The 11,666-nt window shown below is 72.4% G+C and carries 9 protein-coding genes; 5 read left to right on the forward strand and 4 right to left on the reverse strand.

The features are described from left to right. Positions 1-90: 90 nt before the first annotated feature. From OG776_RS07180 to OG776_RS07190, 3 genes are read left to right on the forward strand one after another with little or no spacing between them, the layout of a single operon-like run. Complete coding sequence (locus OG776_RS07180) at positions 91-1,767, forward strand: FAD-dependent oxidoreductase (RefSeq protein ID WP_148008424.1); 1,677 nt, start codon at positions 91-93, stop codon at positions 1,765-1,767. Further along, positions 1,764-3,212, forward strand: a complete 1,449-nt coding sequence (locus OG776_RS07185; protein ID WP_148008423.1) for an ATP-binding protein — start codon at positions 1,764-1,766, stop codon at positions 3,210-3,212. The genes OG776_RS07180 and OG776_RS07185 overlap by 4 nt, the downstream gene beginning before the upstream one ends. Further along, positions 3,209-3,559 carry a UBP-type zinc finger domain-containing protein gene (locus OG776_RS07190; protein WP_329319615.1) on the forward strand — a complete coding sequence of 117 codons (351 nt, stop codon included), beginning with the start codon at positions 3,209-3,211 and terminating at the stop codon, positions 3,557-3,559. Before OG776_RS07185 ends, OG776_RS07190 begins: the two co-directional genes overlap by 4 nt. A 180-nt stretch (positions 3,560-3,739) precedes the next feature. Here OG776_RS07190 and OG776_RS07195 read toward each other — a convergent pair whose 3' ends face one another. Beyond that, entirely contained in the window at positions 3,740-4,765 is a 1,026-nt protein-coding gene (locus OG776_RS07195; RefSeq protein ID WP_148008422.1) for an alcohol dehydrogenase, read from the reverse strand. Between the two features lie 266 nt (positions 4,766-5,031). After that, on the reverse strand, positions 5,032-6,573 hold the full coding sequence (locus OG776_RS07200; protein ID WP_329319618.1) for a serine hydrolase domain-containing protein: 1,542 nt from the start codon (positions 6,571-6,573) through the stop codon (positions 5,032-5,034). Positions 6,574-7,049: 476 nt separating this feature from the next. Between OG776_RS07200 and OG776_RS07205 the strand changes: the two genes are divergently transcribed. Both OG776_RS07205 and OG776_RS07210 read left to right on the forward strand, forming a co-directional pair. Further along, the gene (locus OG776_RS07205; protein WP_329319620.1) at positions 7,050-8,282 is read left to right on the forward strand and encodes a 4-hydroxybenzoate 3-monooxygenase; all 1,233 of its coding nucleotides are present in this window, start codon (positions 7,050-7,052) and stop codon (positions 8,280-8,282) included. A gap of 239 nt (positions 8,283-8,521) precedes the next feature. Next, the gene (locus OG776_RS07210; protein ID WP_315986883.1) at positions 8,522-10,165 is read left to right on the forward strand and encodes a serine/threonine protein kinase; all 1,644 of its coding nucleotides are present in this window, start codon (positions 8,522-8,524) and stop codon (positions 10,163-10,165) included. Positions 10,166-10,358: 193 nt separating this feature from the next. On the opposite strand, the gene tgmB is transcribed toward OG776_RS07210, so the two are convergent. Both tgmB and tgmA read right to left on the reverse strand, forming a co-directional pair. Then, a complete protein-coding gene (gene tgmB / locus OG776_RS07215) occupies positions 10,359-11,300 on the reverse strand; it encodes an ATP-grasp ribosomal peptide maturase (RefSeq protein WP_148008418.1) in 942 nt (313 codons plus the stop codon). Positions 11,301-11,315: 15 nt separating this feature from the next. Further along, positions 11,316-11,507 carry a putative ATP-grasp-modified RiPP gene (tgmA, locus tag OG776_RS07220; RefSeq protein WP_148008417.1) on the reverse strand — a complete coding sequence of 64 codons (192 nt, stop codon included), beginning with the start codon at positions 11,505-11,507 and terminating at the stop codon, positions 11,316-11,318. Between the last annotated feature and the right edge of the window lie 159 nt (positions 11,508-11,666).

An 11,666-nucleotide genomic window follows, 5' to 3' on the forward strand; every position in this document is an offset into this window, starting at 1 on the left:
ATACATACGATTGAGCGAGGACCGGCCGTTCGGCGCCGCACGGTGCGGGCACGGCCGGGACGACATCGACCTGCTCGGGGTGGGAGACGTATGGCACAGGCCGCCGGTACAGCGCGGACCGTCATTCTGACCGTGGATGACGATCCCGGGGTGTCGCGCGCCGTGGCGCGTGACCTCAGGCGCCGCTACGGCGAGTCGCACCGCATCGTGCGCGCGGAGTCCGGGGACACCGCCCTGGAGGCACTGCGGGAGCTGAAGCTGCGCGGCGACCAGGTGGCGGTGATCCTCGCCGACTACCGGATGCCGCAGATGAACGGCATCGAGTTCCTGGAACAGGCGCTCGACGTGTATCCCGGCGCCCGCCGGGTGCTGCTGACCGCCTACGCGGACACGAACGCGGCGATCGACGCGATCAACGTGATCGATCTCGACCACTATCTCCTCAAGCCGTGGGACCCGCCGGAGGAGAAGCTCTACCCGGTGCTGGACGATCTGCTGGACGCCTGGCGGGCCAGCGACTTCCGGCCCGTGCCGACCTGCAAGGTGGTCGGGCACCGGTGGTCGGCGCGCTCCTCGGACGTACGGGAGTTCCTGGCCCGCAACCAGGTGCCGTACCGCTGGTACTCGTCGGACACGCCGGAGGGACAGCGGCTGCTGTCCGCGGCCGGCCAGGACGGCGACCGGCTGCCCCTGGTGATCACGCCGGACGGCACCCCGCTCGTCGAGCCGGACGACCCGGACCTCGCGGCCCGGGTCGGTCTGGCCACGACCCCGACGGAGGAGTTCTACGACCTGGTCGTCATCGGCGGTGGCCCGGCCGGCCTCGGGGCCGCCGTGTACGGCGCGTCCGAGGGGCTGCGGACCGTGCTCGTGGAACGGTCGGCGACCGGCGGGCAGGCCGGCCAGAGCTCCCGCATCGAGAACTACCTCGGCTTCCCCGACGGGGTCTCCGGCTCCCAGCTGACCGGGCGGGCCCGCCGGCAGGCGGCGAAGTTCGGCGCGGAGATCCTGACCGCGCGGGAGGTGACGGGGCTGGAGGTCACCGGCGCCTCGCGCATCATCCGGTTCTCCGACGGATCGGCGATCGCCACGCACGCGGTGATCCTCGCGACCGGTGTCTCGTACCGGCAGCTGGAGGCGCCCGGTCTGGCCGACCTGACGGGCTGCGGTGTCTTCTACGGCTCGGCGCTGACCGAGGCGGCGTCCTGCCAGGGCCACGACGTGTACATCGTGGGCGGCGCGAACTCGGCCGGACAGGCCGCCATGTATCTGTCACGTGGCGCCAAGTCGGTCACCCTCCTCGTCCGGGGACCCTCGCTGACCGCCTCGATGTCGCACTACCTGGTGCAGCAGATCGAGGAGGCCCCCAACATCTCGGTGCGCACCGGCACGGTCGTCGAGGCCGCGCACGGCTCGGACCACCTGGAGCAGCTCACCCTGCGGGACGTGGCGAGCGGGCACACCGAACTCGTCGACGCCCAGTGGATGTTCGTGTTCATCGGCGCGGCCCCCCTCACGGACTGGCTGGAGGGTACGGTGCAGAGGGACACACGCGGATTCATCATGGCGGGACCCGACATGACCGTCGACGGGCAGCCGCCCGAGGGCTGGGAGCTGGACCGCCCGCCGTACCACCTGGAGACCAATGTGCCCGGCGTGTTCGTGGCCGGGGACGCGCGTGCCGAGTCCGCGAAGCGGGTCGCTTCCGCGGTCGGAGAGGGAGCCATGGCCGTCATGCTCGTCCACCGTTATCTGGAGCAGTCGTGAGCGGGCGGCCGCTGCCGTGCGACAAGAGCGAGCTCGGCTCGCTGTTCCTCTTCGAGAAGCTGGACCAGGACCAGTTGGAGCGGCTCTGCCAGGAGGGCAGGGTGGAGCTGTTCGACCCCGGTCCGGTCTACACCGAGGGTGACGCGGCCACCTGCTTCTTCGTGCTGCTCCAGGGCACCGTCGTGATGTCGCGCCGGGTCGCCGGCGACGACGTGGAGATCAGCCGCAGCTCCCAGCGCGGGGTGTACGCGGGCGCCATGCAGGCCTATCTCAACGGTCCGGACCAGTCGTTCTACAAGGGGTCGATGAGGGTCACCGAGCCCTCCCGCTTCTTCGTCCTGCCCGCCGAGGTCTTCGCGGCGGTCCTGCGGGACTGGTTCCCGATGGCCGTCCATCTGCTGGAGGGGCTGTTCTTCGGCAGTCAGAACACCCAGCGGACCATCGGCCAGCGCGAGCGGCTGCTCGCGCTCGGCTCGCTGTCGGCCGGTCTGACGCACGAGCTGAACAACCCGGCCGCGGCGGCGGTACGGGCCACCTCCACCCTGCGCGACCGGGTGGCCCACATGCGGCACAAGCTCGGCGCCATCGCCGCGGGCCCGTACGCCCGCGACACCCTGGAGACCCTCATCGAGATCCAGGAGCGCACCGCCGAACGGGTCGCCAAGGCCACGCCGTTGAGCCCGCTGGAGGCGTCCGACCGGGAGGACGCGCTCGGTGACTGGCTGGAGGACCACGACATCGCCGGTGGCTGGCAGCTCGCGCCGACGTTCGTGCAGGCGGGGCTCGACACGGACTGGCTGGACCAGGTCGCGGCCGCCGTGGACGACGAGACCCTCGAAGGCGCCGTGCGGTGGCTGAACTACACGGTGGAGACCGAGCTCCTCATGAACGAGATCGAGGACTCCACGACCCGTATCTCGCACCTGGTGAACGCGGCCAAGCAGTACTCGCAGCTCGACCGCGCGCCCTACCAGGTCGTCGACGTGCACGAACTCCTCGACAGCACCCTGATGATGCTCGCCGGGAAGATGGGCTCCGGCATCAAGGTGACCAAGGAGTACGACCTCTCGGCGCCGCGGATCCCCGCCTATCCGGGCGAGTTGAACCAGGTGTGGACGAACCTCATCGACAACGCCGCCTCGGCGATGGACGGCGAGGGCACGCTGACGGTGCGCACCGCGCACGACCACGACCAGTTGCTCGTCGAGTTCCGGGACACCGGGCCCGGGGTGCCGGCCGAGATCCGCGACCGCATCTTCGATCCGTTCTTCACCACAAAGCCGGTGGGTGAGGGCACCGGTCTCGGGCTGGACATCTCCTGGCGGATCGTCGTCAACAAGCACCACGGGAGCCTGCAGGTGCAGTCCGTCCCGGGTGACACCCGTTTCCAGGTCCGACTGCCGCTGACCGCGGCGGACACCGAGACACCCGAGGAGGCGTCATGACGCTGCCCGCCGGAATCGACCCGACCGTCCCGCCCAGCGGCGCGGGCTGCGGTGACTGCGACGCCGTCGACGGCTGGTGGTTCCACCTGCGCCGGTGCGCCCAGTGCGGTCACATCGGCTGCTGCGACGACTCCCCGTCCAAGCACGCCACCGCCCACGCCCAGAGCACCGGCCATCCCGTCATCCGCAGCTACGAGCCCGGCGAGACGTGGTTCTGGAACTTCGAGACGTCGGAGATGTACGAGTCGGGCCCCGAACTCCTCCCCCCGGAGTCCCACCCCCTGGACCAGCCCACGCCGGGCCCCGCGGGCCGCGTCCCGGCCAACTGGGCGGAGACGCTCCGCTGAGGCCGCCGTGCCACGCCGACCGGGACCGGCCGGCGTGGCGCGTTCGGGCGTACGGGGCCTGCGGCTCGGGCGTCCGGTGTTGTCCGGCGTGTTGTCCGTCGGGTTCGTCGCGGCGGAGAACACCCGTAGCCCACGACCCCCGACCAACCACCCGCACCCCTCCACCCGTTGCCCACCCGCTCACCCGTTGCTGAGCACCATCCGGAACCGGGCCGAGCCGGCGAGCATCTTGCGGTAGGCGTCTTCCGTCTGGTCCAGCGGTACGACCTCCGTCATCGGGCGGATGCCGTGCAGGGCGCTGAACGCCATGGTGTCCTGCGTGTCCTGGGACGTGCCGCTCGGGTGGCCGCGGACGATCTTCGCGCTCGTGATCAGCTGGGTCGGGCTGATCCCCAGCGGTGTGCCGTCCAGGCCGATGACGACCAGTTCGCCGCGGTGGCGCAGTCCGTCCACGGTCGCGGTGATCGCCTCGGAGTTCGCGGCGGTGGCGAGGACGACCTGGGCGCCGCCGAGCGACCGCAGCGCCTCGCTGACCGGCGTGTCGGCGGTGCTGTCGACATAGTGATGGGCGCCGAGCCGTTTGGCGAAGTCTGCTTTGCCCGCGCCGCGGGCGATGGCGACCGTCTCGCAGCCCATCGCGACCGCGTACTGCACCGCGAGATGACCGAGCCCGCCGACCCCGAGGACGGCCACCAGGTCGCCCGGCCGGGCCGAGCTGCGCCGCAGCCCGTTGAACACGGTCACTCCCGCGCAGGCCAGCGGCGCGGCGTCCGTCGCCGCCAGCGCGTCGGGGACGCGGGCCAGGGTGTCCACGGGGACGACGACCGACTCCGCGTATCCCCCCTCGTACGCCCAACCGGGAACCTTCAGGTTCTCGCAGACGATGAAGTCGCCCTCCCGGCACGGCGTGCAGTAGCCGCAGGCGCCGCCGAACCAGCCGACCGCCACCCGGTCGCCGACCTCCCAGCCGCGGCCCTCCGTACCCTCGCCGAGCACCGCCACGCGCCCGGCGATCTCGTGCCCCGGGACCACCGGGAACGTCACGCCGGGAACCGCCGCGTTCACGAAGGCGGAGTCGCTGTGGCACACCCCGCACGCGTCGACGGAGACCCGCACGTGCCCGGGGCCCGGCGGAGTCGTCTCGCGCTCGGCGATCTCGAACGAACCACCGGCGGTGTCCACCTGAGCGACTCGATAGGTAGTCATCTGCGCACCTGCCTTGGAGAGTCGGACCGTTCTCGAGGCTCTCGTCCCGCAGGTGGCCGCTTCGGTCCCGCGAACCCGACGCGTGTCGCACACGGACCGGCCGACGGGCATCGCCTCTGTGATGTGCGTCCGGTCAGCGGCCGGGCGGGGGTTCGCCCCCGCGCCTCGACGGGCCCGCTGACGGGCACGGCGGCGGGTCATTTCACGCTACAGCAGCTCCAGGGGGGCGGCGAGTCCACCGGCCCCCCGGGCCACTGCGGCACCCGTCACCGTCCGGGCGCGGCCAGCGAGCGCAGGGGCCCCCGGTGCATCGGAGTCGTGTGCCAGCGCACGTCGAACGTGCCGTCCGGCAGCACACAGCTCACGGTCATCCGATGCGGGGTCTCCAGGAACAACACGTCGAAGCGGAGGGTGTCCCGGTCCGCCCATCCTCCGCTGACCGCCATGGGGAGCGGGCCCTCCGCGACCGTCCACCCCGTCGCGGACAGCCGCAGCTCGTAGCGCTCGTCGGCCTCGGCGAGCGACACCGTCCAGCCGTCGCCGTCCGGCCGCCCGTCACCGTCCGCCGGGGCCGCCACCTCGACACGCGTCAGGGTCCGCTGTTCCGCGCAGACGCCGTCCCGCGGCACGAACACCGCACCCGCCCAGGCGTCGGCGGAGGCCGACGAACCGGCGCCGCGGTCGGACCGGTCGGCCTCCCCGCCCGGCGGTGCGGGCTCCCCGGCCGACGGACCGGCGTCCAGCGCCGGCGGTCCCGCGCTCGCCACGACCGGTGGCAGGGTCAGCGCCGCCAGCCGCCGCAGCAGCCCCTCGTCCGCGGTGCCCGCGAGCGGCTCGGGTCCGATCGCCGGGAGCAGGTGCCGCCACATCAGGCCCAGCAGGTCCTGCATCTGCACCGTCGCCGCCGTCGTCGCGATCACCACGTCGTGTTCGGGAAGCACCACGCAGAACTGCCCGAAGGCGCCGTCGCCGCGGTAGCCGTGCCGTCCCATCCAGAACTGGAACCCGTACCCCCGCTCCCAGTCGGACCCCGAGTCCCCGGCCGATGCGTCCACGGTAGGGATCTGCTCGCGCGTCGCCTCCGCGATCCAGGAGGAGGGCAGCAGGCGTTCGCCGTTCCAGACGCCGTCCTGGAGGTAGAACTGGCCGAGCCGGGCGATCGCGTCCGTCGCCGCGTGCAGACCGCTGAACCCCAGGTCACGGCCCGGCGGACGCTGCAGCCAGGCGGTCTCCCCGATGCCCAGCGGGTCCAGCAGCCGGGGCCGCAGGTACTCGGTGAGCGACTGTCCTGTCACCCGCTGGACGATCGAGGCGAGGGTGTACGTCGCGGGCTGGTTGTAGGCGAAGACGGTGCCCGGCTCCCGGTCCGGCGGCACGAGCAGGAAACCCCGTACGAACTCCTTCCGGTCGAGGCGGGCGGCCTCCTCCAAGGTGTCACCGAGGTGACCGCTCGCCATGGACGCCACGTGCCGGACGAGCATGGCGCGGCTGCGCGGGTCGGTGATCTCGGCCTCGAACTCGGGGAAGTACGAGATCACGGGGTCGTCGAGACGCACCAGCCCCTCCGCGACGGCGAACCCGGCGGCCGTGGACGTGAAGCTCTTGCTGAGCGAGTACAGCAGGTGGACGCGGTCGGGCGTGTACGGCGCCCACCAGCCGGAGGCCACCACATGACCGTGGCGCAGGATCATCAGACTGTGCGGTTCGATGTCCGGCGCGGCCTCGACGGCGTCCAGGAACGCGAGGATGCCGGCGGAGTCGACGCCCTGGGCTGCGGGGCTGCTGACGGGCAGGGGACGGGCACTCATACGCGGGCCTCCGGGGCGGTTCGGGGGAACGACAGGGACTGCCGAGGACGACAACGAACGGGGGACGACGACCAGTGGTGACGGACGGCGCCAGTGGTGACGGACGGGGCCAGTGGTGGTGGACGGGGCCAACGCCGTTGGACGGGAACAGTGGTGGCGTGACGGGTGGCGACGGACCGTGGCCGGCGGCGACGGGTGGTGGCGGATCACGGGTGACACTCGGTGCATCCACCATCCTTCCCCGGCCCGCCGTCACCTGTCCATGACGTGCGGGCAGGACCCGCGCGGCTGCAGAACGGGCCGGTGTCCGGCGGGCGGAGCCGAGGTTCACCGTGTACACGGTGGAGCACGGGAGTCGGGACTTCATGGCGCGCGGCCGAGCAGCGTCGGGGCTGCTCGCGGCACGTCGGCGAAGGAAGTGTCAGGGGGTTGTGCAGACCCGCCAGGGGTTGTCGGGCCACCGACATAATGCACGGATGATCAAGCCCTCCCCCACCGCGGAGCCGACGCGTCGCGTCCCCGTCGTCGTCATCGGCGCGGGGCCCGCCGGGCTCACCGTCGCGAACATCCTGCACACGGCGGGCGTCGACTGCGTGGTTCTGGAGACCGAGAGCAGGGAGTTCGTCGAACAGCGGCCACGCGCGGGGTTCATCGAGGAGTGGGCGGTGCGGGCGCTGCGCGAGCGGGGGCTCGCCGGCCGGCTGGTGGAGCGGGCGCAGGCGCACACCGCGTGCGAGTTCCGCATCGACGGCGAACGCCACCGCTTCCGGTACACCGAGCTGACCGGCGAGCGGCACTTCGTCTATCCCCAGCCGCTGCTGGTGACCGATCTGGTGCGTGCGTACGCCGACGTGAAGGGCGGCGACATCCGGTTCGGGGTACGGGACGTGGCTCTGCACGGCCTCGACGACGACCGGCCCTCGGTGCTGTACACGGATCCCGCCACGGGCGAACGGCGCCGCCTCGACTGCGAGTTCGTGGCCGGCTGCGACGGTGCTCGCGGGGTGACCCGGCCCCACGCGGTGCCCGGGCGGGGCACCGTGGCGCGTCACGACTACGGCGTCGGATGGCTGGCGCTGCTGGCCGAGGCGCCGCCGTCCAGCGACTGTGTCGTCTTCGGGGTCCACCCCCGGGGTTTCGCCGCCCACATGGCCCGCGGCCCGGAAGTCACCCGTTACTACCTGGAGGTGGCGCCCGGCGAGGATCCCGAACGCTGGTCGCACGACCGGGTGTGGTCGGAGCTGCACGCCCGGCTGGCGGTGGCCGGGGCGCCCGCGCTGACCGAGGGGCCGCTGATCGAGAAGCGCGTCCTCGACATGCACAGCTATGTCGTGGAACCGATGGCCTACGGGCGGCTGTTCCTGGCGGGCGACGCCGCCCACCTCGTGGCACCGATCGCCGCGAAGGGCATGAACCTCGCCCTGCACGACGCCCTGCTTCTGGCGGACGCCCTGGTCGGGTACTTCGGTACGGGGGACGGCGGCGGGCTGCGGGACTACTCGGACGCCTGTCTGCGGCGGGTCTGGGAGTACCAGGAATTCTCCGTATGGCTGGCCGAGTTGCTGCACGGGCCGTCCTCGGGTGACCCCTTCCGTGCGGGTGCCGCGCGCGCCCGGCTGCGGCGCGTGCTGGACTCCCCCGCGGCGGCGGCCGCCTTCGCCGCGTCGTACATTGGGAAGGCCGCCGCGGGCCGAACCGCCGTGGGCTGAACGGCCGATCACGTACGGGGCGCCCCGCGACGTGACGGCCCGACAGCCCGACAGCCCGACAGCCCGACAGCCCGACGACGCGACGACGCGAGCCGACTCGGGACCGAACTGTGCGCACATGGGTGCCAGATGAATGAAAGTCAGGAAAAACAGGGCCCCGGAATCGCCCGGCTTTGAACACCCGCCGCCACGCCCTCCGTACCAACGGGAAAGTGCCCGGTGCGCAGCGAGGGATGACCATGGTCAAGGTGCAAGTCTCCACGGACGAGTCTGTCGCGGGAAGATACCGGCTCCTGGAGGCCGTCCATCGGGAGGAGGGGCGCGACACCTGGAACGGCCAGGACGTGGAGTCCCTGCGGCTCGTCACCCTGACCAGGTCCCGGCGCCCGGACCGTCCGCGCGAGGAGGCCGACCTGCGCACCGCGGTACGGATCACGCGGGAGTCCGAGGCGCTGGGTCTGGTGTGTCCCGGTCGGGTGGCGGTCGTCGTGGACGTCGTCGTGGACGGCGAGTTCCTGTGGACGGTGACCGCGCGGCCCGCGGGCGTGCCGCTGGGCGCGCTCCTCGGGCAGGGCCCGCTGGACCAGGTCAGGACCGCGCGTGTCGGGCTCGATCTGCTCGATGTGCTGGGCGCCGCGCATCGGGAGGGTTTCACGCACGGCGATCTCAGTCCCGGCCAGGTGTGGGTGGAGGAGTTCGGTGGGGTGACCGTGAGCGGATTCGGGGTGACGGGCGCCTCCGGATCGCCCCGCGTCACGGTTCCGTCGTACGCCTCCCCCGAGCAGGCCCGCGGTGAGGGCGGCGGACCGGCCGCGGATCTGTGGGCGCTGGGCGCGATCATGTACGAGATGGTCGAGGGCCGTCCCGTCATCCGGGACCGGGGCGGTCGGGAGGCGACGTTCCGCGCCGTCGAACGGCTGCCCGTCCGGGCTCCGTCGAACGCCGGGCCGCTCGGTCCGGCCATCCAGGGGCTGCTGCGCAGGGACCCCGTGGAGCGGGTGCCCGAGTCGGTCGTACGAGAGGCGCTCACGCGCGTCCTCCGGGCCGCGCTCGACGACTCGGAGCCGACCGGAACGCTGCCGTTGTTCGAGGAGTCCGGGCGCGAGGGCCCACGCCCGGGGCGGCCGCGCGGGGGGCTGCCCGTCGGCCGGCCGGTGCTGCTGGGGGCGGCGCTGGCCGTGACGGCGCTCTGCTTCGCCGGGCTCGCCGCGGCGGGCGGGCTGTCCGGACGTGACACGACCGCGGCGGGCTCCACGCCGTCCCCGTCCGCCCCTGCCCGGCCGAGCGGCTCGGCCGCCGCCACCGCCCGCGGCGCGGACCCGCGGGGAACGCCGCCGGCCCCGGCATCCCGTTCCGCGTCCGCGTCCGCGTCTCCGTCGGATTCCCCCTCCCCGTCCCGTACGGTCCGGCAGGATCCGCCGGCCGGGTTCTTCCGCTTCTCCTCGCCCCAGGGCTTCGCCGTCGATCTCCCCCGGGGGTGGGCGGCGCTGCGGACCGAGCGGTCCGCCGACGGGTCCTACCGTGTCCTGCTCGGCGCCGGCGGCGACCCGCGCACACTGACCGTCACGTACAGCACGCGACTGGCTCCGGACCCCGTCGCGGTCTGGAGCGAGGTGGACAGCTCGCTGCGGAGCGATCCGATCGACTACGCGCGGGCGGGTGACATCCGTGCCGTCGACTATCGCGGCTACCGGGGCGCGGACATGGAGTGGCTCTCCACGTCCGACGGGGTCCGGGAGCGGACGTTCGGCCGCGGCTTCCTCGTCGGCGACCGGAGGGGGTTCTCGCTGCGGTGGACGACCCCGGCGGACGCCCGGGACTCGTCCGCGGACCGGCAGGCGCTGGACACGTTCCTGCGGACGTTCGCTTTCACGTCGGGGTGACTCCCGGTCGTGACGGCCGTCCCACGGGCCCGCGCCCGTTCCTCAGTCCGGGCCGGATGCCGTCCGGGCCGGATGCCGTCCGGGCCGGATGCCGTCCGGGCCGGATGCCGTCCAGGCCGGATGCCGTCCAGGCCGAGTGCCGTCCGGGCCGGATGCCGTCCGGGCCGGGTGCGCGGACGAGGACCGGCCGGGGTCAGCGGCGGTCGCCGGGTCTTCGCCGGGCGAGCCACAGGGCGACCGCCTCGGAGATGGGCTGGCCGGTCTCCAGCTCGATGAAGCCGAACTGGCCACCCTGGTTGCCTTCCAGGAACCACCACACCCCCTCCTCGTCCTCGGCGAAGTCGAAGGCCGCGTAGGCGAGTTCGGTGAAGGCCGTGTACTCCTGCACCGACCGGGCGATGCGTCCCGGCACCGCGACGGGCTCCCAGGCGTGACCGGTCTCGCCGAAGCGCCCGTCGACCTGCCCCGCCACCGCGGTCTTCCGGGCACCGAAGAGCCGGTCCCCGATGCAGGTGAGCCTGATGTCGGCGCGCTTGGGGATGTACTGCTGGAGCAGCGCGGGTCCGGCCGCCACACCGGAGAAGTCCGCGTCGGGGCCGATCAGGGTGGTGGGCAGCGCCACCCTGGGTTCGCCGGGCGGTGGCCCGGAGGCGGACTTGACCACCACCTGCCGGTACTCCTCGACGAACTGCTGGGCCACGCGCGGCGCGGTCGTGATGACGGTCGGTGGCACGGCGAACCCGCTGCTGTGCGCCACCCTCAGCTGCCAGGGCTTGTGCCGGGCCTGCTCGGCCCGGCGCGGGTGGTTCATCCAGCGGGTCGAGGCGGAGTAGAGCATGCCGAACAGCGCCTGCCGGGTCTCCGCGGTCAGCCACGGCGAGGGCTCCGGGGCGTGCGCCGCGGGCTCGCCCGGACGGCGCACCCACACCGACCGCAGGCCGCCCATGCTGAGCACATGGCCGTTGACCGAGAGGTAGCCGTCGAAGTCGCCGTGCGCGTAGTCCGCGGACAGGACCGCCCTGCCCGGGACGTCGGCGGGGTCGAGGCGCACCATCGGCACACCCTGTTCGTGCAGTCTGGCCACGACCATGTCGGCGGTGACGTCCTGCTCCGCCGTGAGAATCAGTACCGTCATCGGGGTGAGTGGCCGTCAGTCGTCGAAGTGCGTCTGGGAGCCGGCGGTGGAGGTCGTCGTACCGGTCGCCATCAGGAGCGCTCGGTCACTGACGGCCGGCCGGCCGTCCGGCAGCACGTTCAGTTGCAGGGACACGTCGAAGTGGTACGGGGGTACAGCGGCCGAATGCCCTGTGGGCAAGGCGTAGTTGAGGGTGAACGGTCGCACGATGGATCCTCCCGCCGGTCTCACGATGCACTGCCCCCTCCCCTACGTGTGATTCCTGTAAGGAATTCATCACTTTGCGCCACATCGGGGTGAACAGCGTCACATCGCGTCGTTTCAGGCTTACTTGATTCCGTTGTTGCTTGTGTGTCTGCTTGATCC

Source organism: Streptomyces sp. NBC_01689, from assembly GCF_036250675.1.
In the GTDB taxonomy this organism is placed as follows: domain Bacteria; phylum Actinomycetota; class Actinomycetes; order Streptomycetales; family Streptomycetaceae; genus Streptomyces.

Excerpts from the sequence above, each read along its gene's own strand:
- OG776_RS07195 (WP_148008422.1), bottom strand. The coding sequence starts at position 4,765 with ATGACTACCTATCGAGTCGCTCAGGTGGACACCGCCGGTGGTTCGTTC.
- OG776_RS07190 (WP_329319615.1), top strand. The coding sequence starts at position 3,209 with ATGACGCTGCCCGCCGGAATCGACCCGACCGTCCCGCCCAGCGGCGCG.
- tgmB (WP_148008418.1), bottom strand. The coding sequence starts at position 11,300 with ATGACGGTACTGATTCTCACGGCGGAGCAGGACGTCACCGCCGACATG.
- OG776_RS07200 (WP_329319618.1), bottom strand. The coding sequence starts at position 6,573 with ATGAGTGCCCGTCCCCTGCCCGTCAGCAGCCCCGCAGCCCAGGGCGTC.
- OG776_RS07180 (WP_148008424.1), top strand. The coding sequence starts at position 91 with ATGGCACAGGCCGCCGGTACAGCGCGGACCGTCATTCTGACCGTGGAT.
- OG776_RS07205 (WP_329319620.1), top strand. The coding sequence starts at position 7,050 with ATGATCAAGCCCTCCCCCACCGCGGAGCCGACGCGTCGCGTCCCCGTC.
- OG776_RS07210 (WP_315986883.1), top strand. The coding sequence starts at position 8,522 with ATGGTCAAGGTGCAAGTCTCCACGGACGAGTCTGTCGCGGGAAGATAC.